The 24485-nt window shown below is 67.2% G+C and carries 24 protein-coding genes and 1 tRNA gene; 16 read left to right on the top strand and 9 right to left on the bottom strand.

All coding sequences use genetic code 11. From position 1 onward, the window contains the following. The first annotated feature begins 30 nt into the window (after positions 1-30). The 8 genes from acpS (at position 31) to C6Y44_RS23360 (ending at position 7743) form a co-directional block, all read left to right on the top strand. Positions 31-459: a holo-ACP synthase gene (acpS, locus tag C6Y44_RS23395; RefSeq protein WP_120280732.1), complete on the top strand. Its 429-nt coding sequence runs from the start codon at positions 31-33 to the stop codon at positions 457-459. Next, positions 456-698: an acyl carrier protein gene (locus C6Y44_RS23390; RefSeq protein ID WP_024102340.1), complete on the top strand. Its 243-nt coding sequence runs from the start codon at positions 456-458 to the stop codon at positions 696-698. Before acpS ends, C6Y44_RS23390 begins: the two co-directional genes overlap by 4 nt. Continuing rightward, the gene (locus tag C6Y44_RS23385; RefSeq protein WP_120280731.1) at positions 695-1882 is read left to right on the top strand and encodes an acyl-CoA dehydrogenase family protein; all 1188 of its coding nucleotides are present in this window, start codon (positions 695-697) and stop codon (positions 1880-1882) included. Before C6Y44_RS23390 ends, C6Y44_RS23385 begins: the two co-directional genes overlap by 4 nt. Beyond that, entirely contained in the window at positions 1879-2835 is a 957-nt protein-coding gene (locus C6Y44_RS23380) for an amino acid--[acyl-carrier-protein] ligase (RefSeq protein WP_120280730.1), read from the top strand. The genes C6Y44_RS23385 and C6Y44_RS23380 overlap by 4 nt, the downstream gene beginning before the upstream one ends. Continuing rightward, entirely contained in the window at positions 2832-3791 is a 960-nt protein-coding gene (locus C6Y44_RS23375) for a DUF1839 family protein (RefSeq protein WP_120280729.1), read from the top strand. The genes C6Y44_RS23380 and C6Y44_RS23375 overlap by 4 nt, the downstream gene beginning before the upstream one ends. A gap of 15 nt (positions 3792-3806) precedes the next feature. Beyond that, a complete protein-coding gene (locus tag C6Y44_RS23370; protein ID WP_159417275.1) occupies positions 3807-6293 on the top strand; it encodes a glycoside hydrolase family 2 protein in 2487 nt (828 codons plus the stop codon). A gap of 163 nt (positions 6294-6456) precedes the next feature. Beyond that, positions 6457-6621 carry a hypothetical protein gene (locus tag C6Y44_RS23365; RefSeq protein ID WP_174246970.1) on the top strand — a complete coding sequence of 55 codons (165 nt, stop codon included), beginning with the start codon at positions 6457-6459 and terminating at the stop codon, positions 6619-6621. Between the two features lie 87 nt (positions 6622-6708). Beyond that, a complete protein-coding gene (locus C6Y44_RS23360; protein WP_159417276.1) occupies positions 6709-7743 on the top strand; it encodes an NADP-dependent oxidoreductase in 1035 nt (344 codons plus the stop codon). A 33-nt stretch (positions 7744-7776) separates the two neighbouring features. Here the strand turns inward: C6Y44_RS23360 and C6Y44_RS23355 are convergent, their stop codons facing one another. From C6Y44_RS23355 to pcaB, 5 genes are all read right to left on the bottom strand, one after another. Next, complete coding sequence (locus tag C6Y44_RS23355; RefSeq protein ID WP_174246971.1) at positions 7777-8211, bottom strand: DoxX family protein; 435 nt, start codon at positions 8209-8211, stop codon at positions 7777-7779. Positions 8212-8343: 132 nt separating this feature from the next. Beyond that, positions 8344-9555: an acetyl-CoA C-acetyltransferase gene (locus C6Y44_RS23350; protein WP_159417277.1), complete on the bottom strand. Its 1212-nt coding sequence runs from the start codon at positions 9553-9555 to the stop codon at positions 8344-8346. A gap of 22 nt (positions 9556-9577) precedes the next feature. Beyond that, on the bottom strand, positions 9578-10399 hold the full coding sequence (locus tag C6Y44_RS23345; protein ID WP_159417278.1) for an IclR family transcriptional regulator: 822 nt from the start codon (positions 10397-10399) through the stop codon (positions 9578-9580). Next, entirely contained in the window at positions 10396-11568 is a 1173-nt protein-coding gene (gene pcaDC / locus C6Y44_RS23340) for a bifunctional 3-oxoadipate enol-lactonase/4-carboxymuconolactone decarboxylase PcaDC (RefSeq protein ID WP_159417279.1), read from the bottom strand. Before pcaDC ends, C6Y44_RS23345 begins: the two co-directional genes overlap by 4 nt. Next, entirely contained in the window at positions 11565-12914 is a 1350-nt protein-coding gene (pcaB, locus tag C6Y44_RS23335; RefSeq protein WP_159417280.1) for a 3-carboxy-cis,cis-muconate cycloisomerase, read from the bottom strand. The genes pcaDC and pcaB overlap by 4 nt, the downstream gene beginning before the upstream one ends. 154 nt (positions 12915-13068) lie before the next feature. Between pcaB and C6Y44_RS23330 the strand changes: the two genes are divergently transcribed. Together C6Y44_RS23330 and C6Y44_RS23325 are read left to right on the top strand one after the other, a co-directional pair. Next, positions 13069-13815 carry a CoA transferase subunit A gene (locus C6Y44_RS23330; RefSeq protein WP_016695872.1) on the top strand — a complete coding sequence of 249 codons (747 nt, stop codon included), beginning with the start codon at positions 13069-13071 and terminating at the stop codon, positions 13813-13815. Then, positions 13812-14459, top strand: coding sequence for a CoA transferase subunit B (locus tag C6Y44_RS23325; protein ID WP_159417281.1), 648 nt, complete (start codon positions 13812-13814; stop codon positions 14457-14459). Before C6Y44_RS23330 ends, C6Y44_RS23325 begins: the two co-directional genes overlap by 4 nt. 61 nt (positions 14460-14520) lie before the next feature. Here the strand turns inward: C6Y44_RS23325 and C6Y44_RS23320 are convergent, their stop codons facing one another. Beyond that, entirely contained in the window at positions 14521-15651 is a 1131-nt protein-coding gene (locus tag C6Y44_RS23320) for an AI-2E family transporter (protein WP_159417282.1), read from the bottom strand. A gap of 130 nt (positions 15652-15781) precedes the next feature. Then, positions 15782-15858, bottom strand: a tRNA-Met gene (locus tag C6Y44_RS23315). A gap of 280 nt (positions 15859-16138) precedes the next feature. Here C6Y44_RS23315 and C6Y44_RS23310 point away from each other — a divergent pair. The 6 genes from C6Y44_RS23310 (at position 16139) to C6Y44_RS23285 (ending at position 23184) form a co-directional block, all read left to right on the top strand. Further along, positions 16139-17683 carry an ABC transporter substrate-binding protein gene (locus tag C6Y44_RS23310; protein WP_037192294.1) on the top strand — a complete coding sequence of 515 codons (1545 nt, stop codon included), beginning with the start codon at positions 16139-16141 and terminating at the stop codon, positions 17681-17683. Between the two features lie 32 nt (positions 17684-17715). After that, positions 17716-19254: an ABC transporter substrate-binding protein gene (locus C6Y44_RS23305; RefSeq protein ID WP_174246972.1), complete on the top strand. Its 1539-nt coding sequence runs from the start codon at positions 17716-17718 to the stop codon at positions 19252-19254. A gap of 66 nt (positions 19255-19320) precedes the next feature. Next, positions 19321-20268, top strand: a complete 948-nt coding sequence (locus C6Y44_RS23300; protein ID WP_016695867.1) for an ABC transporter permease — start codon at positions 19321-19323, stop codon at positions 20266-20268. After that, a complete protein-coding gene (locus C6Y44_RS23295) occupies positions 20265-21170 on the top strand; it encodes an ABC transporter permease (protein ID WP_159417283.1) in 906 nt (301 codons plus the stop codon). Before C6Y44_RS23300 ends, C6Y44_RS23295 begins: the two co-directional genes overlap by 4 nt. Further along, a complete protein-coding gene (locus C6Y44_RS23290; RefSeq protein WP_159417284.1) occupies positions 21167-22153 on the top strand; it encodes an ABC transporter ATP-binding protein in 987 nt (328 codons plus the stop codon). Before C6Y44_RS23295 ends, C6Y44_RS23290 begins: the two co-directional genes overlap by 4 nt. Beyond that, a complete protein-coding gene (locus C6Y44_RS23285) occupies positions 22150-23184 on the top strand; it encodes an ABC transporter ATP-binding protein (RefSeq protein WP_159417285.1) in 1035 nt (344 codons plus the stop codon). Before C6Y44_RS23290 ends, C6Y44_RS23285 begins: the two co-directional genes overlap by 4 nt. Here the strand turns inward: C6Y44_RS23285 and C6Y44_RS23280 are convergent. Then, positions 23146-23976, bottom strand: coding sequence for an SDR family NAD(P)-dependent oxidoreductase (locus C6Y44_RS23280; protein ID WP_159417286.1), 831 nt, complete (start codon positions 23974-23976; stop codon positions 23146-23148). The genes C6Y44_RS23285 and C6Y44_RS23280 overlap by 39 nt on opposite strands. After that, a complete protein-coding gene (locus C6Y44_RS23275) occupies positions 23976-24458 on the bottom strand; it encodes a nuclear transport factor 2 family protein (RefSeq protein WP_016695862.1) in 483 nt (160 codons plus the stop codon). Before C6Y44_RS23275 ends, C6Y44_RS23280 begins: the two co-directional genes overlap by 1 nt. Positions 24459-24485: the final 27 nt, after the last annotated feature.

Genomic DNA, 24485 nt, shown 5'->3' with positions numbered 1-24485 from the left:
GCGTGTGCAGCGCATCCCGAGGAGTGACCCATGAACGATGACAGCGGCCCCCGCGTCGCGACGACACGCGTCGGCTGCGATGTCGTCACCGTCCGCGACATCGCGTCGAGCATCGACCGGTTCGGCGACCGCTACCTGCAGCGCGTGTTCACCCCGCACGAGCTGGAGATGTGCACCGGATCGGGTCGCGCCCAACGCCTCGCGGCACGCTTCGCCGCGAAGGAGGCCGTCATGAAGGTCCTGCGTCCGCGTGAGCACGCAGTTCCCTGGCGGGCCATCGAGATCCGCCGCGCGGACTGGGGCGGATGCACTGTCGTACTGGCCGGTAACGCGGCCACCCTGGCGCGAGATGAACAGGTGACCGACATTCAGGTCTCGATTTCCCACGAGCTCGAATACGCCATCGCGACGGTCGTGGCGACCCGCGTCGACGAAGCAGAAACTGGCGAACATCCATGACGGAACAGGTGATCCGCAAGGTCCTCGGTGAGCACGCGAAGCTGTCGGTCGACAGCACGGCGCTCGATCCCGCCGCCGACCTCTACGAGCTCGGCCTGACATCGCACGCCAGCGTGAACGTGATGCTCGCCCTCGAGGACGCCTTCGACGTCGAATTCCCCGACGAACTGCTGCGCAAGAGCACCTTCGCGAGCGTCGGCGCCATCAGGTCGGCGTTGACGGAACTGGGCGTCGCGTGACGTCCCCGTCCGCGCCCCTCACCGTCGCGGAGCATGCCGGGCTGTCGCTGCTCGCCCGTGCCGAACTCGTCGGACGCGAGAGCGCCGGCCCCGCGGCCGCCGAGGTGGATCGTGAAGGACGCTTTCCGCACGAGGCCGTCGACGCGCTGCGCGCCCACAAGCTGCTGAACTGCGCCGTCCCTGTCGATCAGGGCGGGGAGGGAGCGTCCCTCGGTGAGCTGTGCGCCGTCGCCCGCATCCTCGGCCGGTACTGCGCCTCCACCGCGATGATCTTCGCAATGCACCAGACGCAGATCCTGTCGCTGGTGCATCACTCCACCCCGGGTGTGGCGGCCTTCGTCGCCGAAGCGGTGGCGAATGACTACCTGATCGCTTCGGCGACCACCGAACTCGGCACCGGCGGCGACGTGCGCAGCAGCGTCTGCGCCGTGGCCCGCGACGGCGACACCGTCACCCTGACGAAGAACGCACCGGTCATCTCGTACGGCGAATACGCCGACGCGATCCTGGTGACCGCGCGTCGCACCGCCGACAGCCCGCCCAGCGACCAGGTGCTCGTCGTATGCCGACGCGACGACGTGAACCTCGAACCCACCGGCAGCTGGGACACCCTCGGACTCCGCGGCACCTGCAGTCCCGGATTCGTCCTCACTGCCACGACGTCCGCCGATCTCGTCGTCGGCACGGCCTACGCCGAGATCTCGTCGCGCACCATGCTTCCCGTCTCGCACAGTGTGTGGTCGGCGGTGTGGCTCGGAATCGCCGACGCGGCGATGGAGAAGGCCCGCTCGTTCGTGCGGTCGGCGGCCCGCCGCAGCCCGGGGGTCACCCCGCCCGGTGCGCTGCGACTCGCCGAAGCAGCCGCCGTGCACCAGCAGTTCTCCGATCTCGTCGCCGGGTCCGCCGCCCGGTTCGACGCAGCCGCGTCGGCGCAGGAGGAATCGATGTCGAGCATGGGTTTCTCGCTCGCCATGAACAACCTCAAGGTCACCGCGTCCACGCTCGTCGTGGATCTGGTGAACCGCGCGATGCTCATCTGCGGGATCGCCGGATACCGCGAGGATTCGCAGTACTCGCTCGGCCGCCACCTGCGCGACGCGCACGGCGCCGCCGTGATGGTCAACAACGACCGCATCATGAACAACTCGGCCCAGTTGTCGATCGCCTACCGGGGGACGCTGTGACAAGTACAGCCATTACCAGCGCCGCAACCGACGAGCTGTCCGAACTCGAGCGCGCCCGCCTCGACTTCCAGCAGCAGCTGCTCGAGGCCGAACTGCTCGTGGAGACCGGTGTTCCCGGCCTCTACGGACGCTCGGGTGTCTTCGAGGACATCGTCGACGGCATCGACCGCGTGGTGGTCGCGGCGGGTCCGGGCCGGGCGGCCACGCGCCTGCGTTTCCCTCCGGTCTTTCCGCGGACGAGCTTCGAGCGCACCGACTACATCGCCTCCTTCCCGCACCTGACCGGAGCGGTGAACACCTTCGCGGGCAGCAACGCCGAGCACGCCGAACTGCTCGCCGCGCGGTCGCGGGGAGAGGCGTGGGATCCGTGGCTCGAACCCGCCGACACCGTGCTCGTCTCCGCCGCATGTCATCCCGCTTACTCGCGGTACACCGGCACGCTGCGCGAGGGTGGCGAACTGCTCGACGTCCTCGGTTACTGCTTCCGGCACGAACCTGCCGTCGACCCCGCTCGCATGCAGGCCTTCCGCATGCACGAGTTCGTGCGCATCGGCACCGAGAACGATGCTGCGCAGCATCGTGATTCCTGGGTGGAGCGAGGACTCGAGGTGCTCGGCTCTCTGGGTCTCGACGCGACCGCCGTGCCCGCCAACGATCCTTTCTTCGGACGGGCCGGGCGCATGCTGGCCGTCAACCAGCGCACCGAGAACCTCAAGACCGAGCTGACCGTCCGGCTCTACGGCGACCTCGACGACGGCACCGCCGTGGTCTCGTGCAACTGCCATCGCGAGCACTTCGGCGAGACCTTCGAGATCCGCACCGCCGACGGCGAAGTCGCGCACAGCGCGTGCGTCGGATTCGGCATGGAGCGGATCGCCCTGGCACTGCTGCGGACCCACGGGCTCGACGTCGACCGCTGGCCCGCTTCGGTACGCGACAGGCTGTTCCCGTGAGCGATCGGCTCATCGACGTCCGCGTCGACGGGTACTCACCGCACTTCGTGCACGCTGCCGACCGGATCTGGACCGAGACCAACTGCTATGTCGACCTGTGGGTCGAGGTGCTGCATTCGCTCGGCCACGATCCGGTCCCCGCGGCCGCGTGCGCGTTCTCGGCGCGGTTCGACGGCGCCCAGTGGACCTTCCTCAAGTTCCGTCCCGAGGACCTGTTGGCGCTGTACGGGATCGACGTCGCGGAGATGAACGTCTGGCGCCGTCCGGTGGATCACCTCGAGGACAACGCCGCCGCCGGTCTGTTGTCGACGATCGAGGTGGACGCCTTCTGGCTGCCCGACACCGAGGGCACCGGATACCGGGAGAGTCGTTCGAAGACGACGATCGTGCCCAACGTCATCGACCGCGACACCGAGACGCTCGAGTACTTCCACAACAGCGGCTATCACGTCCTCACCGGTGAGGACTTCCGCGGAGTGTTCGGCCTCGACGAACCGGTGCCCACCTGGCCTCCCTATCTCGAACAGGTGCGCCTCGACGCGGCCCAACCGCAGCGTGATGCCTTCGACACGATGGTGTTCCGGCATCTGCGCATGCGTGCGGACTCGAATCCGGTGCGCGAACTCGGGAAGCGGGTGCTCGCCGACATCGACTCGATCCGCACCGGCGGGATGGACGTCTTCCATCCGTGGACGTTCGGGGTGCTCCGCCAGTGCGGTGCCACGGCCGAACTCGCCGCGGACGTGAGCGTCTACATGGACCGTCGCGGATATCCCGGTGCGGCCGCCGCAGCCGACGGATTCCGCGCGGTCGCCGAGGGTGCCAAGAGCGTGCAGTTCCGGATGGCGCGTGCGGCACGTGGCCGCAGCGTCGATCCCGGCGACCAGTTGACGGCGATGGCCGACGCCTGGGAGGACGCCATGGCGACCGTCGTCCGCGCCGCCGGGGTGCGGTGACGGGACTCGACTCGTATGGATCTCCTGCACGATGCGCGATGGCGGTGTCTCCCTATCGCTCCTGGGTCGGTCGAGCATCCCGGCGACCTTCCGGAGGACGATTGTTGGTTGCCGGTCCGCATACCCGGGACGGCGGCAGGCGCGATTCGGGAGACCGACGGAGTCGCGGCGGCCCGGGCGTCGTCACCCGACAGCGACGACTGGTGGTTCGTCACCGACGTCGAGGTGTCCGGCGACGGACCGTGGCATCTGACCTTCGACGGGCTCGCGACCCTCGCGGAGGTATGGGTCGACGGGACATGCGTCGCGACGTCGGAATCGATGTTCGCGCCGCTGACCGTCGTCCTCGACCGCCTGCCGTCGACTACGCGGATCGCGATCCGGTGTGCCTCGCTCGAGGCTGCACTCCGCAAGCGTCGGCCGCGCGGACGGTGGCGCTCGTCGCTCGTATCGGCCCAGGGATTGCGGTGGTTCCGCACCACGATGCTCGGGCGCGCCCCGGTCTACGCGGGAGCTCCGGCACCGGTCGGACCGTGGCGCCCTGTTCGTCTCGTCGATTCCGGCGAACCCGTCGTGCTGGGACGCGGGATACGAACGCGTGTACGCGGATCCGACGGGATCGTCGACGTCGATCTCGTGCTGGCAGGAGCCGTCGTCTCCGAGGTCGCTGTGGAGATCGGCGGGGCGGCGGCGCACGCCCGGCCCGAATACGGGCCCGACGGGACAGCGCGCGTGCGGATGCAGGTGACGCTCCCCGAGGTGCAGCGGTGGTGGCCGCATACCTACGGCGACCCGAACCTGTACGCGGCACACATCCTCTTGGACGGGCATCGGATGGAACCGGGCACTATCGGTTTCCGATCGGTGGAGCAAATTTCGGGCGACGGATTCGGCCTGCGGATCAACGACGTCGACATCTTCTGCCGCGGACTGGTGTGGACACCGACCGACCCGATCACCTTGAACGACTCGGCCGGAACCCGGCGCATCCTCGAACGCTGCGTGTCGGCGGGCGTGGACACGATCCGCATCCCCGGCACGATGGTCTACGAGGACGACGAGTTCTACTCGGCGTGTGCCGAACTGGGCATCATGGTGTGGCAGGACGTCATGCTCGCCACGACCGATCCACCCGACGACCCGCACTTCCGCTCGCTGCTCGAGGACGAGGTCCGTGCACTGGCGCGCCGATGGGGCGGAAACCCGGCACCCGTCGTGATGTGCGGAGGCAGCGAGACCGAGCAGCAACCGGCCATGCTCGGTCTGACGGAGACATCCATCCCGGCACTCGACGACTGGTTGCCTGCGATCGTCGACCGCGAGTTACCGGGCACGGTGTGGGTGTCGTCGTCACCGTCCGCACCCCCGGGTAGCGACGCACTGTCGATCGCGGTGGGTTCGGGTGTGGCGCACTACTTCGGTGTCGGGGGTTACCGTCGTCCTCTCGCCGATGTGCGCGCTGCCGGCGTGCGCTTCGCCGCCGAATGCCTCGCTTTCTCGATTCCACCCTCCGACACGGCGATCGAGACTGCGTTCGGCAGTGTGAATGTCGCCGGTCACCATCCGCGGTGGAAGTCGGTTGTGCCGCGCGACAACGGCGCGTCGTGGGACTTCGAGGACGTACGAGACCACTATGTGCGCACGCTCTTCGGGGTCGACCCCGCCGAGGTGCGGTGGTCCGACCCCGCGCGGTATCTCGCGCTCGGGCGGGCGGCGATCTGCGAAGCGTTCACCGAGGTGCTGCAGTACTGGCGACGGTCCGGATCAGGATGTCGCGGTGCCCTGATCCTGTCCGCCCGCGACCTGCAGCCGGGTGCCGGATGGGGCGTGCTCGACGCCGACGGGAACCCGAAGGCTCCGTGGTGGGTGCTGGCCCGGGTGTTCGCGCCCGTCACCGTCCTCCTCACCGACGACGGCCTCGACGGCCTGCGTGTGGACGCCATCAACGACACCGCCGACGTTCTCGACGTCACGCTGCAGTTGCAGGCCCACACCCCCTCGGGTGCGGTACCGGTGGACGTGTCCGTGCCGCTGCATCTCGCCCCGCACGAGACCCGGGTGACCTCGTGGGCATCGGTGACGGGCGGTTTCACCGATGTCAATTTTGCGTATCGATTCGGGCCGCGCACTTTCGACGCGGCGACCGCCCGGTTGGTGGATCACGCCGGTGCGGTGCTGGCGGAGTCGGTGCATCTCGTGGGTGGTCCGGCACGGCCCGTCGAGCGCGGAATCGGTCTCACGGCGACCGCTCGACCCGTCCCCGATGGGTGGAGCGTGGAGGTGCGGACCGAGGGTGCGGCGCAGTACGTGCACCTCGACGTCACCGGCGGTGACCTGCAGGATTCCTGGTTCCACCTGCCTCCCGGAGGTTCTCGCACGATCACCGTGCGGGCCTGTGATCCGGCCGCGACGCCGATCGGTCGGGTGGGGGCATTGAACTCGGCCACGAGCGTGCCGATCCGGGTGCTTCCCGCCTCCGACGGCCACGAGGTCGAGGGGTAGCTTCCCGAGGCTCCCGGCGGGGCGGTGTGTGGCGCGCCGAAATCGACAGGTGCATATCGGGCATCGACGGGGTATATGTATCTCCCAAGGGGTCGCTCACCCGATTTGCACCTTCTGTACGGTGCCGGTGGCACCTCTCCCCGCCTTCCGAGAGGAGATCGACATGGCGATCCGCTCCACGTCGCAGATGGGTGCCTCGCGCACCGCTTCGTCCACTCGCCGTCCTGCCCGGACAGAGCAGGACGGACCGTCCTTCACCGAGGTCATCCACTCGCAGCTGTTCTCGAACTACCAGGTGCCTCGCGGACAGGTACAGCGCAGCGCCTGACCGAGAGACTCTCCGGCCTGACATCGTGCCTGCCGGAGTGCCCGCGCGCAGCGTTCAGGACATCTGCGCGTGCGGCACACTGTCGGCATGAGTGAAGCCACGACGAGTCAGAGCACCCGCATCGTTCTTGCGTCGCGTCCGGAGGGGGCGCCCACTGCCGACAACTTCCGTTTCGAGACGGTGGATCTGCCGGAGGTCGGCGACGGCCAGATCCACCTGCGCGTCGTCTACCTGTCCCTCGACCCGTACATGCGCGGTCGGATGAGCACCGCGAAGTCGTATGCCGCGCACGTCGAACTCGGGGACGTGATGGTCGCCGGAACGGTGGGCCAGGTCGTCGAATCGCGGTACGACGGTCTCGAGCCGGGCGACTACGTCCTGGCCGGAGCCGGCTGGCAGTCGCACGCCGTCCTCGACGGCTCCACCGTACGCAAGCTCGATCCGCAGGCCGCGCCGATCTCCACCGCGGTGGGCGTGCTCGGAATGCCCGGATTCACAGCCTATTCCGGGCTCCTGAAGATCGGACAGCCCAAGGAGGGAGAGACCGTCGTCGTCGCTGCCGCCACCGGGCCGGTGGGATCGGCCGTGGGGCAGATCGCGAAGCTGAAGGGCGCCCGCGCGGTCGGCATCGCCGGCGGACCGGAGAAGTGCCGCGCACTGATCGAGGAGTTCGGTTTCGACGCGGCGATCGACCACCGCGACCCGAACTTCCCCGACCAGCTGGCGGAGGCGGTGCCCGACGGCATCGACGTGTACTTCGAGAACGTCGGCGGTCCCGTCCAGGAAGCGGTGTGGCCGTTGCTCAACACCTATGCGCGGATCCCGGTGTGCGGGCTGGTCGCGCAGTACAACGGTGCGGATCTGAACCGCACGGACCGTCTTCCGGGACTGTTCAATTCGATCCTCACCAAGAGCCTCACGATCCGCGGTTTCATCCAGAGCGAGTTCGTGAAGGAGATGTACGGCGACTTCCTGCGTGAGGCCTCGGCATGGGTCCGCGACGGAAAGCTCGCGTACCGCGAGGACATCGTCGACGGACTCGAGAACGCCCCGGAGGCGTTCATCGGCATGCTCGAAGGAAAGAACTTCGGCAAGATGCTCGTGCGGGTCGCGCCGGAGTGACGGACACCGGTCCGCCCTCCGGCGCCGGCCGCGTCAGCGTCGGGGGATTCCGGTGGACCACAAGGCCCACAGGATGAGCACCGGCTGGAAGAACAAGCGGATCAGGCGCTTACGGTCGGTATCGAGACCGAAGGCGCTGCGCTTGCCGAGATACTGGGCGATGTTGCCCGGGAAGACGGCGGCGAAGAACAGTGCGGCCAGGCGGCCGACACGGACGCGGTCCCGGTTCGCCACGGCGAGTCCGGCGCCGAGCATGATCTCGACACCGCCGGATGCCATGACCACGCCGTCCTTGTCCATCGGCACCCAATCGGGCACCTGGGCCTGGAAGTCCTTGCGGGCCCAGAAGAGATGGCTCAGCCCGGCGAAGACGAGTGAGGCGGCCAGCAGATAACGCGCGAGGGTCCGGGCTCGTGTCGTGGGCGGAGCAGGGGCTTCGGTCGGTGGAGTTATCTGTACATCGCTCATGATCACGAGCGTACGGACTGTACGGTGCTCGCGACGGGGATCGCGTCGCGAGCACCGTAGGTCACATCAGGCGATGCGTTCGAACGGCGTCGGTCGCCGTCAGGCGATGCGCTCGAACGCCGTCGGTCGCCGTCAGGCGATGCGCTCGAACACAGCGGCGAGCCCCTGGCCGCCGCCGATGCACATCGTCTCGAGTCCGTAGCGACCCTCACGGCGGTCGAGTTCGCGCAGCAGGGTGGCGAGGATGCGTCCGCCGGTCGCGCCCACCGGGTGTCCGAGCGAGATGCCGGAGCCGTTGGGGTTCAGGCGCTGGTCGTCGGCTTCGATGCCCCACGAGCGGGTGACCGCGAGGGCCTGGGCGGCGAACGCCTCGTTGAGTTCGATGACGTCCATGTCGGCGAGGGTCAGTCCGAGGCGGCCGAGGGCCTTCTCGCTGGCGGGCACCGGGCCGATGCCCATGGTGCGTGGGGGCACACCGGCCACCGCCCAGCTTGCGAGGCGGGCGAGCGGACGCAGACCCAGCGCGGCGGCCTTCTCGGCGGTGGTGACGATCGCGAGGGCGGCACCGTCGTTCTGGCCGCTGGCGTTGCCGGCGGTGACGGTCGACTCGGGATCGACCTTGCCGCGGATCGGGCGCAGCTTGGCGAGGGTCTCCATCGAGGTGTCGGCGCGGGGGTGCTCGTCGGTGTCGACGACGAGCGGATCGCCCTTGCGCTGCGGCACGGTGACGGGCACGATCTCCTGCGCGAACACACCGTTCTTCTGGGCGGCGACGGCGCGCTGGTGCGACTGCACGGCCAGGGCGTCCTGGTCCTCGCGGCTGATGGAGAACTCGGCGCGCAGGTTCTCGGCGGTCTCGATCATGCCGCCGGGCACGGGGAAGTCACGGCCACCGGCGGTGACGCGGGCCCGGGCCAGACGATCGGACAGGGCGACGGCTTCGCCCTTGACGCCCCAGCGCATGCCGGTGGCGTAGAACTCGGCCTGGCTCATCGACTCGGCACCGCCGGCGAGGATCAGGTCGCTCGCGCCGGTCTGCACCTGCATGACGGCCTGCACGATCGCCTGCAGACCCGAGCCGCAGCGGCGGTCGACCTGCAGGCCCGGAACGTCCACGCCGAGACCGGCGTTGAGGGCGGCGACGCGGCCGAGGGCGGGGGCCTCACCGTTGGGGGAGGCCTGGCCGAGGAAGACGTCGTCGATGTCGGAACCGGTGATGCCGGTGCGTGCGACGAGTTCGCGGATGACGGTGGCCGCGAGATCCTCGGGTGCGATGTCCTTCAGGACACCGCCGAACCTGCCCACCGGGGTGCGCAGGGGTTCGCAGATCACTACGTCGGTCATGATGTACCTCGATCGGGGTTGTTCACTGGTGGGTCTGGGTGCGGGCGAGATCCGTGGAGATCGCTCCGGCGGTGGCGAGCAACGCCGGGACGAGCTCGTCGTGCACGGTTTCCATCCGGTAGCGGGCCGCGTGGGTCGACAGGTTCACCGACGCCACAACGGTTCCCGACGCGTCGCGGATGGGTGCGGCGAGCGAGCGCAGGCCCTCTTCGAGCTCCTGGTCGACGATGCAGTATCCGTTGCGTCGCACCGTGGCGATCTCGGCACGCAGTTCCTCGGCGGTGGTGACGGTGTTGCCGGTGATGGGCGCGAACTCGGCGTGTGCGAGGTAGGCGTCGAGTTCGTCGTCGTCGAGGCCGGCGAGCAACACGCGTCCCATGGAGGTCGCGTACGCGGGGAAGCGGGTGCCGAGGGTGATGGTGACGGTCATGATGCGGCTGACGGGAACTCGCGCGACGTAGACGACGTCGGTGCCGTCGAGCATCGAGACCGAGGTCGATTCCTTGACCTTCTCGGCGAGCGCTTCGAGGTGCGGTCGTGCGACCTCCGGCAGCGTCAATGCCGACAGGTAGCTGTAGCCGAGTTCGAGCACCCGTGGGGTGAGCCAGAACTGGGATCCGTCGGTGCGGACGTAACCGAGTTCGATGAGCGTCAACAGGAATCGACGCGCGGTGGCGCGGGTGAGACCGGTCGCGCGGGCGACGTCGGAGAGCGTCTGCCGCGGGGCGTGCGCACCGAAGGCCTTGATGACCGAGAGGCCACGCGCCAGCGATTGTACGTAATCGGGTGACGCCCCAGGGTTCTCGCGAACGACCTCGGGAGCGGTGAGGTCGGGAGTGCTCACGAGCCCGCGCCTCCCTCGGTGTCGGCGAGTGCCTGCTTGCCGAGCGCGAACGCCCGGTTGCTGTTGGGGACACCCGCGTAGACCGCGGTGTGCAGGAAGACCTCGACGAGATCGTCGGGATCGATCCCGGCGCGCAGGGCGGCACGGATGTGCATGTCGAGTTCGTGCTCGTTGCCGACCGCGGTGAGGATCGCGAGGGTCAGCAGCCGGCGGGTGCGGTGGTCCAGACCCGGGCGTGCCCAGATGTCGCCCCACGCAGTGCGGGTGATGAAATCCTGGAAGGGTCGGGTGAATTCGGTGGCCGACTCGATGGACCGGTCGACGTGCGCGTCGCCGAGGACGGAACGACGCACCCGCAGGCCCTCTTCGAACACCGCGGTGCGGTGCGCGGCGGACGGCGTGGCGCGCGACGAGATGTGTTCGCGGATCAGCTTCGTGACCCGTCCCGCCTGTTCCACATTGGCGAGGTGTGCGCCGGGGGAGAGGACGTGGAAGTCCGAGTCGGCGATCCCGTCGGCCAGCTGCTGCATCGTCGACGGCGGGGTGGCCGGATCCTGCTCACCGGCGATCACCAGCGTGGGCGCGACGATCCGGGCGAGGTCGGGACGGCCGTCCCAGGTCGCCAGTGCCTCGCAGCACGCGGCGTAGCCCTCGTCTGTGGTGCCCTTCACCATCTCGACGTGGCGGGCGACGAGCTCCGGATCGTGTTCGGCCAGTTCGGGAGTGAACCACCGCGAGACGATCGAATCGGCGATGGAGGCCAAGCCGTCGTTGCGGACGGATGCTGCCCGGTCGTACCAGGGCTGGGCGGGCTGGAAGGCCGGCGAGGTGCACAGCAGTGTCAGCGTGTGTACGCGCTCGGGGTGATGCGCGGCGAGCCATTGTCCGACGGCACCGCCGAGCGACAGGCCGACGTAGTGCACAGCGTCGAGTCCGAGTGAGTCGAGCAGGGCGACGACGTCACCGGCGAGCTCCTCGATCGTGTAGGGACCGGACGGGGCAGGGGACGCGCCGTGCCCGCGATGATCGGCCGCGACGATGTTCCAGTCGGTCGCCAGGGCGTGGATCTGCGGTCCCCACATCGACAGGTCCGAACCCAGCGAACCGAGGAACAGGACGGTCGGCTTCGTGGGGTCGCCGTACTGTTCGTAGTTGAGCGTGACGGTCATCGGGCATCTCCTGTGGTTCGGTTCGTGCTGTCGTGACGGGCGAGAACGCGGTCGACGATGTCTGCGGCATGGCCGAGATAGCGCGTGGGATCGAGAAGTTCGCGCACGTCCTGCGGGTCGAGATGGTCGGTGATGGCGGGATCCTCGTCGAGCGACCTGCCGGCGACCGCCGCATCGGTGACGATCGAGCGTGCGTCGTCGGTGTGTTCGGCGAGTGCGGCCGTGACCTTTTCGGCGAGGATCGCTCCGCCGGTGAGGGCGAGATTGCGGTCGAGCGCGTCGGTGTGGACGTGCAGGCCGTTCAGGCTCGTCGAGAGCTGGTGCGCGGCACCGCCGGTGAGGCGCAGGATGTCGGCGAGCGTCTCCCATTCGGCGTGCCAGGCGCCGGCGGCGCGCTGGAACTCGTGGTCGGTCGACGACAGGATCGTCGAGACGAGACCGGGAACGCGCCGGGCGGCGGCACGCGCGGTGATCGCCGCGACGGGATTGCGCTTGTGCGGCATGGCCGACGACCCGCCGGGCGCATCCTCGCTCACCTCACCGAATTCGGTGCTCGCCATGAGTACGACGTCGGTGGCGGGCTTCGCGACCGCGCCTGCGGCGACACCGAGTGCGCTCGCGAGGGTCGTGACGGGGGTGCGGGCGGTGTGCCACGGGGCGACGGGACGCACGAGTCCGAGTAAATCGGCGACGGTGTCGGCGAACGCGAAACCGTCGGGATGGACGGCGGCGAGCGTGCCGGCGGCCCCGCCGTACTGGGCGGGCAGGGTGGACAGGACGCGGTCGAGTTCGACGACGGCGTCGTCGAGGGACAGGAGCCAGCCGGCTGCGAGTGCACCGAAGGTGGTGGGCAGCGCCTGCTGACCGAGCGTGCGCGCGACCATCGGTGTCTCGCGATGGGTGGCGGCGAGACGGGCTGCGCCGTCGGCCGCGGAGCGCAGGTTTGCCAGGGCGATTCCTCCGGCGCGGCGGGCGAGCAGCATCAGCGCGGTGTCGAGCACGTCCTGGCTGGTCGCGCCGACGTGCACGGCCCGCGCGGGGGCGTCGGCGCGCTCGCGCAACAGGGAGACCAGAGGGATGACGGCGTTGCCGCCCGCCGCGGAGCGTCGACCCAGGTCGGCGGGATCGAGTTCCTCGGCGAGGGAAGCCGCGGCTGCCGCGACGGCGTCGGCGTGGGTGTTCTCGACGCGGCCGAGTGCGGCGGCCGCTCGGGTCAGTGCGACCTCTACGTCGAGCAGGGCACCGATCCACGCGCGATCCGACAGGGCGACGCCGAGTTCGTCCGCGCCGAAGACGGGATCGAACAGCGGGCCCCGATATCCGACGCCGGGGGATGAGGGGGACACGGACCTCCGATCCGAAACGTTCGCTATGTGGACGGATGGACGCTATGCGAACAGGCTAGTGCGGCAGTTCTGCGCTCGCAACGATCCTACGCGGATTTGTTCGCATTGCGGACGGGAGTTCACATGACGTACACCTGAGGGTATCGTGGCACACATGGACAAAGTCGTTGCCTCCGCCGCCGAGGCCGTAGCCGACATCCCCGACGGCGTCACGATCGCCGTCGGAGGGTTCGGCCTGGTCGGCATCCCCGAGATCCTCATCAACGCGTTGCTCGAACAGGGCGCCACCGACCTCGAGACCGTCAGCAACAACTGCGGTACCGACGGCTTCGGGCTCGGCCTGCTGCTCGAGAAGGGCCGCATCCGGCGCACCATCTCGTCGTACGTCGGCTCCAACAAGGAGTTCGCACGCCAGTACCTCGCCGGCGAACTCGAAGTCGAGCTCACCCCGCAGGGCACGCTCGCCGAGCGCCTGCGCGCCGGTGGCGCGGGCATCCCCGCCTTCTTCACCCCGGCCGGCGTCGGCACGGCCGTCGAGGAGGGTGGACTTCCGCTGCGCTACGACGGTCACGGCGGCATCGCCCTCGCGTCGCAGCCGAAGGAGACCCGAGAGTTCGACGGCGAGACCTACGTGCTCGAACGCGGCATCGTCGCCGACTACGCACTCGTACACGCCTGGAAGGGCGACCGCCACGGCAACCTCGTCTACCGCGCGAGCGCCCGCAACTTCAACCCGCCGGCCGCCGCCTCGGGTCGCATCACGATCGCGCAGGTCGAGCACCTCGTCGAACCCGGCGAACTCGACCCCAACGAAATCCACACGCCAGGCATCCACGTGCAGCGTGTCGTACACGTCGGCCCCGTCGAGGTCGGCATCGAGAACCGGACGGTGCGCTCATGACACAGGCAACGAAGAAGGGGCTGACCCGCGAGGAGATGGCGGCACGCGTCGCCAAGGAACTCGAGGACGGCCAGTACGTCAACCTCGGAATCGGCATGCCCACCCTCGTGCCGAACTACCTCGAGCCCGGCGTCGAGGTCATCCTGCACTCCGAGAACGGTGTGCTCGGCGTCGGCCCGTACCCGACCGAGGACGAACTCGACCCCGAGCTCATCAACGCCGGCAAGGAGACCATCACCGCGATTCCCGGTGCGTCGTACTTCGACTCGGCGCAGTCGTTCGGCATGATCCGCGGCGGCCAGATCGACGTCGCCGTCCTCGGCGCGATGCAGGTCTCCGCCAAGGGCGACATCGCCAACTGGATGGTGCCCGGCGCGATGGTCAAGGGCATGGGTGGCGCGATGGACCTCGTCCACGGCGCCAAGCGCGTCATCGTGATGATGGATCACGTCACCAAGAAGGGTGATCCGAAGATCCTCGAGGAGTGCGCGCTGCCGCTCACCGGTCGTGGATGCGTGCAGCGCATCATCACCGACCTCGCGGTCATCGACGTCACCGAAGAGGGATTGAAGCTCGTCGAGACGGCGCCCGGTGTGACCACCGAGGACGTCGTCGCAGCGACGGCAGCGAAGCTGATCGTCTGATCGGATATCGACGACGGGGTCGTGCGCGAGGAGATCTCGCGTACGGCCCCGTTCTCGTTCCTCAGTCGTAGTCGTCGTTGTCGGCCGTGAGCTCCGGGGCGTCGGGCTCCGGTTCCTCCCCACCCACCTCCGGGATCAGTTCGTAGCGATGCCCGAACGACTCGGCGAGCGCCTGCAGGATCGCCACCACCGGCACGGACACCAGCGCCCCCACCGGGCCGAACAGTGTGGCACCGACGATCACCGAACCGAACGCCACCGCCGGGTGGATCGACACCGTGCGGGCCGTGATGCGCGGGTGGAGCACATAGTTCTCGATCTGCTGATAGACCGTGCCGAAGGCGATCACCCACACGCCGTCGAGCGGATGCTGCACCGCGGCGATGAGCGCGGGGAGCCCGATCGCCAGATAGGTACCGAGGGTCGGGATGAACTGCGAGACCACCCCGGTCCAGATCGCGAGGGGCAGCCAGTACGGAACCCCGATGATGAGGAAGAAGATTCCGGTGAAGATCGACGCGGCGGCGGCGAGGATCAATCGGGAGACGACGTAGCCGCCGGCCTTCTCCACCGAGGTCTCCCACACGTTCGCGATCAGCTGCTGCTGCCGGGCCGGGAACCAGCTCGCGATCGTCCGGCGCATCTTCGGCCCTTCGGCCGACATGTAGAAGACGAACAGCAGCATCGTCAGGATCTGGAACAGGGCACCGACCAGAGTGCTGAGGACACCGAGGACACCGGGCGTGAAGCGTTGCGCGAGATCGCGAAGCGTATCGGGAGTGATCTTGAGCAGCTCGTCCCCGGTTTTGAAGTTCGTGTCGAAGGTGCGGTTCGCCCAGTCGGTGATGCGCGTGAGCGCGTCCGGCAGTGTGGTGAGCAACTGAGCGATCTGTTCGAACAGGAGCGTGCCGAACACCGCGAAGAACCCGACGGTGAGCATGATCAGGGAGAACAGCACGAGGCCGGTCCCGGCCCCGCGACGCATCCCGAACCGCTCGAGGCGGTCGACGATCGGTTCGATGGTGATGCTGAACAACCACGCCAGGAACAGCAGGCCGAGGAAGCCCTTCAGGTTGTGGAAGAGCCAACCCGACATCTGATAGAAGGCGACGGCCAGCAGAACACCGACGATCGTGGGCCGGAGCCAGCGGGGAGTTCGTGGACGATCGGCGACGGTTGCGCGCTTGGTCATCACACCCTCCGCTCTGCAGAGACTCTGTGGCGAAATGTACTCGGTGGGCGCTGCCGGGGGGAGCGGTACCGAGACCGAGGGGCAGACACAAAAGAACCGGCCCGGACTCGTGTGAGTCCGGGCCGGTCAGTGGTAGCGGGGACAGGATTCGAACCTGCGACCTCTGGGTTATGAGCCCAGCGAGCTACCGAGCTGCTCCACCCCGCGTTGCATGTCCAACCATACACGACTTCCGAGGGTGCTCTGACCACCCCTCCCCCGGGCCACCCAATCGGAGAGGAGGTTGTGTGCGACTTTCGCGAATTCGACGCACACAACCTCCCCCTCGATTCGACTCCGAAGCCTCCCTTCCGGTTCGCCGATCTCGATCAGCGGGACCTGCGGAGTGTGCCGCGTCACAGGCCCATAGTTTCGGTCCGTAACCAGGTCGCCGTGTCACGGCTGCCTCGAAACCGGTCCGCACGAACAATTTCGAGAGAGGGGCGGCATGCCTGCTGTGTCGAGGAGGTCGCCGATCCGTGCATTGGGTGCAGTGATCGGGACCTGTGCGGTGCTGCTCACCGCATGCGGGTCGACCGCCACCGAGAACTCCGGAGTCGGTGATCCTGCGCTTCCGCTGCACTACGCCACCGTCTTCGGCGTCTCGTCGTTCGATCCGCACAAGACGCGGATCACGAGCGACGCCACCATGCTCAACATGGTCTACGACCGCCTCGTCCACCGTGACGCAGCCGGCCAACCGATCCCAGGGCTCGCCGAGTCGTGGGAAATCGACGAGACCACGCTGACACTCCACCTGCGTGACGGGCTGGCTTTCTCCAGTGGCGCCGCCCTCGGCGCCGATGCTGTGGTCGCCAACCTCCGACGTGCTCTCGAGCCCGACTCGATCACGGCACCCATGCTGGCCGGCGTGGTCGGGGTCGACGCAACGGACGACCGCACGGTCGTGCTGACCTTCGACGGTCCGGGCGCGCAGTACGTGCTGGCGTTGTCCGACCTTGCTGGGATGATCGTCGACCCGGACGCATTCGGAAGTCCGGAGAAGGACACCCAACTCGCGCTCACACCCGCCGGTGCAGGGCGCTACGTCCTCGCGGAGTCCCGACCGGGTGCCGAGTACGAGTTCACCGCCAGAGCTGATTATTGGGACCCCGACGCGATCGGCACCGAAACCTTCGTCTGGACCGTGATGACCGATCCGCAGGCGCGTCTGAGCGCCGTGTCGGCAGGGGACATCGATGTCGCAATCACCACGCCGTTGACGATCGACGCAGCCGAACAGCAGGGTCTTCGGGTGGAGACAGCACTTCGGCTCGACCACATGGCGCTCAACTTCAACCGGAACCGCAGCGAGTTCGGCAACCTCGACGTGCGCAAAGCCATCGCTCACGCGATCGACCGCCAGGCCATCGCGGACACAGCGATGGAGGGTCACGCCGAAGCGGCCACGCAGAATTTTCCGGAGGACTACTTCGCGTACGACCCGGATCTCGCCGACGACTATCCGTACGATCCCGACCGGGCACGACAGTTGCTGTCCGATGCGGGGCTGCCGGAAGGATTCTCGTTCACGGCCATCCTGCTGAATCTGCCCGAGAACGTGCAGGTGGCGCAGATTGTGCAACAACAACTTGCACAGGTCGGCATCGAGATGAAACTCGAACCGTTGCCCCCGTCGGATGCGTCACCGACCTTCTATCGAGGGGACGCCGACGCATTCCTCACGACCTTCACCGGTCGTTCCGATCCGGCGTTGTTGCTGTCCGCGCTCTACGGTGAGAATTCGCCTCAGAACCCCTCCCGTACCACTGCGCCGGGCTTCCAGGAGGCGCTCGACTCCGCCAACCGCGAGACCGACCTGCAGACCCGTGGGGACAAGCTCGGAGAGGTCTCGAAAACCGCCATGGACAACGTCCTCACCGTGCCCTTGGTCTTCTTCGAACTCGGATCGACGCTCTCCGACCAGGTCGTCGGATACGAGACGAACCTGTTGATCGACGAATGGCGTGGCGTCGGTATCGCTTCCTCCTGACCGGCCGCCCACCCCAGAAACGAAGGAATCCCATGTCTCGTAGATCGCTGGCCTCGGTCGTTGCTGCCTTCGCGACCGCACTGCTTCTCGCCGGCTGCGGAACGTCGGCAGCAACCGACGCCACCGCAGAGATCGACCCGCAGGCGACCCTGCGTTATGCCACGACGTATGGCGCGTCGTCGTTCGATCCCCACAAGACCCGGATCACCAGTGACTCGACGATGCTGAACCTCGTCTACGACCGACTGGTACATCGCGATCGAAATGCGGATCCGGTGCCCGGGCTCGCTGAATCCTGGGAGTTCTCCGAGGACGGCTCCACTCTGACGTTGAACTTGCGTCAGGACGTGACCTTCGCGGACGGAACCCCGCTCGACGCACCTGCAGTGGTGGCAAACCTGCGCCGCGCACTGGAGCCCGACTCGATCACGGCCGCGATGCTCGCAGGCGTCGAGTCTGTGGAGGCGGTCGACGCACACACCGTAGCGCTCCGCCTGAACGGTCCGGGCGGGCAACTCGTTCTCACGTTGTCGGACCTTCCGGGAATGATCGTCAACCCCAATGCTTTCGGAACTCCCGACAAGGACGCCGCACTCGTACTCGACCCCGCGGGCGCCGGCCGGTACACCGTGGTCCAGTCCCAGCCGGGTGCCCAGTACCGCTTCGCCGCCCGCGACGACTACTGGGATCGGGAAGCGGTACAAGCCGCGGAATTCGAGTGGGTCGTCATGACCGATCCGCAGACCCGCGTGAACGCGGTCGCCTCCGACCAGCTCGACGCCGCCATGGCGACACCGATGTCGCTCGACCCTGCCGAACAACAGGGCCTGCAGACGCACGTGCAGACGAGCCTCAACAACTACGTGCTCAACCTGAACCGCACTCGCAGCGAGTTCGGCAAACTCGAAGTACGACAGGCGCTGGCCCACGCAGTGGACCGGGAGTCGGTCGTGGAGACGGCGCTCGAGGGGCACGGTGAACCCGCGAGCCAGAACTTCCCGGCAGGCTACTTCGCCCACAACGAGGCCCTCGACGGTCAATACGCCTTCGATCCCGACAAAGCGAAGCAGCTGCTCGACGAAGCAGGTGTGCCGGACGGATTCGCCTTCGTAGCAGGTGTTTCCAATCTTCCCGAGAACCAGATGATCGGGCAGATCCTGCAGGAGCAGCTGGCGCGCGTCGGTATCACCATGGAGATCCGGTCCATGACGCCGACTGACCTCAACCCCGCGTTCAATCGCGGTGAGCTCGATGCCATTCTCACCACGCTCGTCGGCCGCGCGGACCCCTCGCTACTGCTGACCTCCTTCTACGGTCAGGATTCGCCCCAGAATCCTTCCCGTGACGCGATTCCGGGATTCCGGGAAGCCATGGAAGCGGCCAACCGCGCCACCGACCCCGAGGAGCGCTCGGTGCTGCTCGGCGAGGTGAACGCCGTGGTGATGAATTACGCGGCAATGCTGCCGATCGCCTTCGCCGAACTCGGTGCCGTCGCATCGGATCGGCTCTCGGGTTACGAGCCCAATCGGGTGGTCGACGAGTGGCGTGGTGTCGGAGTGGCCGCCCCGTGACGTACGGCGCGACGGACAGCCTCGCGACCGTGATCGCACACGGATCGTGAATCGAAGGAGCACAGAATGTTTCGACTCATCGGACAGCGGCTGCTGGCGGTCGTCCCGTTGCTGATGATCGCCACGGCCATCACCTTCGGTCTGATCTTCCTGATTCCCGGCGATCCGGCACACCGGATCGCCGGAGAGTCGGCGACACCTCAGCAGATCGAGACGGTCCGTGAGGAGCTCGGCCTCGACCAACCGGTCCTTGTGCAGTACTTCGACTTCCTGTTCGGACTGGTGCGTGGCGATCTCGGTACGAGTTTCACGTACCAGGCCCCAGTGTTGGAGATGATCGTCGATCGTCTGCCGGTGACGTTCTCGTTGGCGATGGTGGCCGTGGTCGTGGCACTTCTCGTGGGTATTCCGGCAGGAATCATCGGAGGAAGCAGGCCCGGAAGTTGGCAGGACCGTGCCACCGGCGTGGGGTCGACACTCGGCGTCGCTACACCCAACTTCGTCCTGGGTCTGCTCCTCGTGCTCGTCTTCTCCCTGACCCTGCGAGCCCTCCCGGCCACCGGATACACCCCGCTCGCAAAGGGGTTGTGGCCGTGGCTCAGCCACCTGCTGTTGCCGGCGATCGCCCTGGGGTTGGCCGCGGCCGCCGAGATCGCACGCCAATTGCGTAGTTCCATGATCGAAGTGATGCAGCAGGACTACGTTCGTACTGCCACAGCGAAGGGACTGAGCCGGCGCAGTGTCCTGTGGAAGCACGCTCTGAAGAACGCTTTCATCCCGACGGCGACCGTCCTGGGCATGCAGATCGCCTTCCTGCTCGGCGGTACGGCCGTCATCGAGTCCGTCTTCGGTCTCAAGGGTCTCGGAGATTTCGCGGTGCAATCGGTGCTCTCCGGAGACCTGCCCGCCATTCAAGGAGTCGTGATCTTCGGTGTGTTCGCCACTGTGATCATGAGTCTGCTCGTCGACATCTCCTACGGCTACCTCAATCCGAGAACAAGGAGCGCCGCATGAGCGACATCACCGTCTCGACGAAGCCGGCAGGCGACACGATCGTAGCCGTCGGCGAATCCCCACGTCACAGGTTCCTTCGCCGATTCCGGAACCGTCCGGGAGCCGTGGTCGCTGCCGTCTTTCTCGTCCTCATCGCGGTTCTCGGACTACTTGCGCCTCTGATTGCTCCGCACGACCCGATCGTGCAGGAGCTGACCGCACGCCGACTGCCTCCACTGTCCGACGGATATCTGCTCGGCACCGACAATCTGGGTCGTGACACGCTGTCCCGGTTGCTCTACGGTGCGCGTGTCGCAGTCTCGGCGGCGCTCATCTCGGTGTCGGTCGGACTGCTCATCGGTGTCGTGCCTGCCCTGATCGCCGGGTTCCTCGGCGGCTGGTGGGACACGATCCTCTCGCGGGTCGCCGATGCCTTTCTCAGCTTCCCCCCGTTGCTGCTCGCGATGGCCATCGTCGGCGTGATGGGCACCAACCTCACCAACGCGATGATCGCGATCGGAATTGTGTTCGGTCCCAGATTCTTCCGCGTGGTACGCGGGGCTGTGATCGGAGTACGTGAGAGCACCTTCATCGAGGCCTCCCGCAGTATCGGCACTCCGACCGCGCGGATCGTGCGCATGCATGTACTCCCGCACACGCTGTCCCCTTTGATCGTCCAGATCAGCCTGGCGTGCGGGTTCGCGTTGCTCGCCGAGTCGTCGCTCAGTTTTCTCGGGTTGGGTGTCCAGCCGCCCGAGGCGAGTTGGGGTCGCATGCTCGCAGAAGGGCGCGAAGCGTGGAACTACACGGCCTGGCCGGTGGTGATTCCGGCCCTGGTGATCATCCTGGCCGTTCTGGCCTGCAACACCCTCGGTGACGGCATCCGTGACTCGGTGGGCCGCGAGAACCGGAGTGAACGATGACCGAACCATTGCTGCGCGTCGACGGCCTCGGCGTCGAATTTGCGACCGGCTCCGGCTGGACATCGGTCCTGCAGGACGTCTCCTTCGATGTGGCGGCCGGCGAACTCGTCGGGCTCGTCGGTGAATCCGGCTCCGGCAAATCTGTCACCTGTTCGTCCGTCCTACGACTGTTGCCGGCGAATCAGTCCCGCATCGTCTCCGGAGGTATCCGGTTCCGCGGACGTGATCTGCTGACGATGCCGGAACGCGAACTCGCGGACGTACGCGGCAACGACATCGCGATGATCTTCCAGGAACCGATGACGAGTCTGAACCCGGTCTTCACGGTCGGGGACCAGATCTCCGAAGTGGTGCGGCGACACCGAGGCGTGAACCGGAAGGTGGCACTGGCGCGCGCCGTAGAGGTGCTCGACCTCGTCGGTATCCCGAATGCGACCCGCCGAGTGCGTCAGTACCCGCACGAGTTCTCGGGCGGTATGCGTCAGAGGGTCATGATCGCGATGGCGCTCGCGTGTGAACCGTCCCTCCTCATCGCGGACGAACCCACAACGGCACTCGACGTCACCATCCAGGCTCAGGTGCTCGATCTGATCAGGGACATGGCAGAACGGTTCGAGATGGGCGTGCTGTTCGTGACACACGATCTCGGGGTGGTGGCCGATCTGTGCACCGAGGTGGTGGTCATGTATGCCGGACAGGTGGTGGAGAAGGCCCGCACCGAAGAACTGTTCGCGACTCCGAAGCACCCGTACACACAAGGTCTGCTGCGGTCGGTCCCGACCATCGACGGTCGCAGCGATCTGCACACCATCCCCGGTGCTCCGCCCGCACCCGGATCGATGCCGAGGGGGTGCCGCTTCGGACCGCGCTGTGCGCATCGCCGCGACGAATGCGATGCCGTGATACCGCTCCACGTGCTGGAGAACGAGCGCATGTCTCGCTGTGCACGGGTGACCGATCTGATGCTGGAGGGAAACCGATGACCGTCGAACTCACCGCCGTCGAGACGAAGCAACCATTGCTGACGGTGCGTGGGCTGCGCGTGGAGTTCCCCGTCGGTCGCCGAACGGCGCGCCGGAAGCAGGTAGTACGCGCCGTGGATGGGGTCGATTTCGACATCTTCCCTGGTGAAACGTTCGCCTTGGTCGGTGAGTCGGGTTCGGGCAAGTCGACGACGGCCCGTGGAATCCTGCGGCTCGTCGATGTCGCTCAGGGATCCGTCGTGCTCGACGGTGTAGACGTGACCGCACTGAGCAGAAGTGAACTCCGCACCGCCAGACGCCATATGCAGATGGTCTTCCAGGATCCCTATTCCTCGTTGGATCCCTCGCACACGGTCGGGGATGCGATCGCCGAGCCCCTGCAGGTACATACCGATCTCTCCGATGACGACCGACGCCGCAAGGTCGGTCGGCTGCTCGAGCAGGTCGGTTTGCGCGCGGAGCACGCCGATCGGTATCCCTACGAGTTCTCCGGTGGACAGCGCCAGCGCATCGCCATCGCGCGTGCCATCGCCGTGGAACCGAAGTTGGTGATCGCGGACGAGGCCGTCAGCGCGCTCGACGTCTCGACGCAGAATCAGGTCATCGCGCTGCTCGAACAGCTCTCCGCGGAACTGGGCATCGCCTACCTGTTCATAGCGCACGATCTGGCGGTGGTGCGTCACATCGCCCACACCACGGCCGTGATGTATCTCGGGCGAATCGTCGAATGGGGACCGACGGAACGTCTGTTCACCGAACCGGCGCATCCGTACACGCAAGCATTGCTGTCCGCGGTCCCCGTCCCGGACCCGGCACGGCAACGCCGCCGAGAGCGCATTCGCCTGAGTGGAGAACTGCCCGATCCGGCGAACCCGCCGACAGGGTGCGCCTTCAGCACCCGTTGCCCACTGGTCATGCCGGTGTGCCGGGAGAGTCGACCGGCTGTCACCGAAGTGGCAGGAGGGGGACAGGTCGCCTGCCACGTGCACCCATCAGAACAACGGCCCGCCTCCGAAGATGTCCCGGTGTGAATCGGGTTGGTTGCCTTCGACGTCCACGATGCCGTAGTCGAGTGCGGTCTCGGCGGTGATGAGGGTGCGGCCGCTGCGCGCGTTCACCTCGGGGTCGGCTGCGAGCGCGACGATCACCCGTCCGATGAACTCCGGTGTCTCGGCGTTGGCCAACGAGAAGCCCTCGAAGTTGTCGATGCCTCGGGCGAGCATGGCTTCGTTCTTCACCAGTCCCGGCCACAGCGACAGGGTGGTCATCCCGGTGCCCCTGAGTTCGACGGCCATGTCGGCGGCCATCTTGTCCAGGCCGGCCTTCGAGATGCCGTACAGCACCGAATGCAGGTACCCGCGGGTGCCGAACGACGAGATGTTGACGATCATCCCGTTGTTGCGTGGCACCATCAGCTGCGCGGCCTCGACGGAGGCGACGTAGTGCGCGCGGAGACCGACGCCGATCAGTCTGTCCCAGTCGCCGATCGGGCGTTTCCAGAACGGTTCGGAGAAACCTGCGAACCCCGGCGGTGACGCCCACACGTTGTTGACGAGCAGGTCGAGGCGGGAGTCCTGCTCGTCGGCGATCCGGCCGAACAGTTCGTGAATCTGTGCGTCGTCGCGGTGGTCGCACTGCACGGCGATACCTCGTCCGCCGCGTTCGGTGACCTCCGCCGCGGTGTGGTCGAGCGGTCCGTCGACACCGACGGGACCGCGCGCGGTGACGTAGACGGTCCAGCCGTCGGAGCCGAGCGCGCACGCGATGCCCTTGCCCACGCTGCGACTCGCGCCGGTGACCAGCGCAACCTTGGCTTCTGCCATCACTGCACCACTTCCACGTCGTCGGTGAGAGCCCGCTGGATCGACCACAGCACCTTCACGTGGCAGCGGGAGATCTTCCATTCGCCGTTCTCGACCACGTAGTCGTCGTCGTAGTCGAGCGCGGTGACCCGTTCGGTGCGCGTACGCAGATCCACCTGCCGGAACCGCAGCGTCCAGGCGCCGGTCGCGGTGTCGGGCCCGGTCAGGTGAATGCTCGGATGCATGCCGTGATGCATGTCGAGCACGACGTAGCGGTCGTCGACCCGTTCGAGAGCGATCCGGGAGTAGATGTCGACCAGGGCGTCGGCGTCGTCGAAGCTACCCAGCGCCGGTCCGTAGTAGATGTCGGCGCCCTGCGCGACGAAGCACCTGCGCATCGCGTCCGGGTCCTTGGCATCGCACGCCCGGAAGTAGCGATGCTTGAGCATCCTGATCTCTTCGAGAGCTTCGAGCCGGGCCAACCGTTGTTCGACGGTGTCCATCAGGGTGCCTTCCGGTCGGGGACGAAC

This window comes from Rhodococcus rhodochrous (assembly GCF_014854695.1).
In the GTDB taxonomy this organism is placed as follows: domain Bacteria; phylum Actinomycetota; class Actinomycetes; order Mycobacteriales; family Mycobacteriaceae; genus Rhodococcus.
This window is presented reverse-complemented; position numbering and strand designations above follow the sequence as displayed.

Excerpts from the sequence above, each read along its gene's own strand:
- acpS (WP_120280732.1), top strand. The coding sequence starts at position 31 with ATGAACGATGACAGCGGCCCCCGCGTCGCGACGACACGCGTCGGCTGC.
- C6Y44_RS23390 (WP_024102340.1), top strand. The coding sequence starts at position 456 with ATGACGGAACAGGTGATCCGCAAGGTCCTCGGTGAGCACGCGAAGCTG.
- C6Y44_RS23370 (WP_159417275.1), top strand. The coding sequence starts at position 3,807 with ATGGATCTCCTGCACGATGCGCGATGGCGGTGTCTCCCTATCGCTCCT.
- C6Y44_RS23365 (WP_174246970.1), top strand. The coding sequence starts at position 6,457 with ATGGCGATCCGCTCCACGTCGCAGATGGGTGCCTCGCGCACCGCTTCG.
- C6Y44_RS23360 (WP_159417276.1), top strand. The coding sequence starts at position 6,709 with ATGAGTGAAGCCACGACGAGTCAGAGCACCCGCATCGTTCTTGCGTCG.
- C6Y44_RS23355 (WP_174246971.1), bottom strand. The coding sequence starts at position 8,211 with ATGAGCGATGTACAGATAACTCCACCGACCGAAGCCCCTGCTCCGCCC.
- C6Y44_RS23350 (WP_159417277.1), bottom strand. The coding sequence starts at position 9,555 with ATGACCGACGTAGTGATCTGCGAACCCCTGCGCACCCCGGTGGGCAGG.
- pcaDC (WP_159417279.1), bottom strand. The coding sequence starts at position 11,568 with ATGACCGTCACGCTCAACTACGAACAGTACGGCGACCCCACGAAGCCG.
- C6Y44_RS23330 (WP_016695872.1), top strand. The coding sequence starts at position 13,069 with ATGGACAAAGTCGTTGCCTCCGCCGCCGAGGCCGTAGCCGACATCCCC.
- C6Y44_RS23325 (WP_159417281.1), top strand. The coding sequence starts at position 13,812 with ATGACACAGGCAACGAAGAAGGGGCTGACCCGCGAGGAGATGGCGGCA.
- C6Y44_RS23320 (WP_159417282.1), bottom strand. The coding sequence starts at position 15,651 with ATGACCAAGCGCGCAACCGTCGCCGATCGTCCACGAACTCCCCGCTGG.
- C6Y44_RS23310 (WP_037192294.1), top strand. The coding sequence starts at position 16,139 with ATGCCTGCTGTGTCGAGGAGGTCGCCGATCCGTGCATTGGGTGCAGTG.
- C6Y44_RS23305 (WP_174246972.1), top strand. The coding sequence starts at position 17,716 with ATGTCTCGTAGATCGCTGGCCTCGGTCGTTGCTGCCTTCGCGACCGCA.
- C6Y44_RS23300 (WP_016695867.1), top strand. The coding sequence starts at position 19,321 with ATGTTTCGACTCATCGGACAGCGGCTGCTGGCGGTCGTCCCGTTGCTG.
- C6Y44_RS23295 (WP_159417283.1), top strand. The coding sequence starts at position 20,265 with ATGAGCGACATCACCGTCTCGACGAAGCCGGCAGGCGACACGATCGTA.
- C6Y44_RS23290 (WP_159417284.1), top strand. The coding sequence starts at position 21,167 with ATGACCGAACCATTGCTGCGCGTCGACGGCCTCGGCGTCGAATTTGCG.
- C6Y44_RS23285 (WP_159417285.1), top strand. The coding sequence starts at position 22,150 with ATGACCGTCGAACTCACCGCCGTCGAGACGAAGCAACCATTGCTGACG.
- C6Y44_RS23280 (WP_159417286.1), bottom strand. The coding sequence starts at position 23,976 with ATGGCAGAAGCCAAGGTTGCGCTGGTCACCGGCGCGAGTCGCAGCGTG.
- C6Y44_RS23275 (WP_016695862.1), bottom strand. The coding sequence starts at position 24,458 with ATGGACACCGTCGAACAACGGTTGGCCCGGCTCGAAGCTCTCGAAGAG.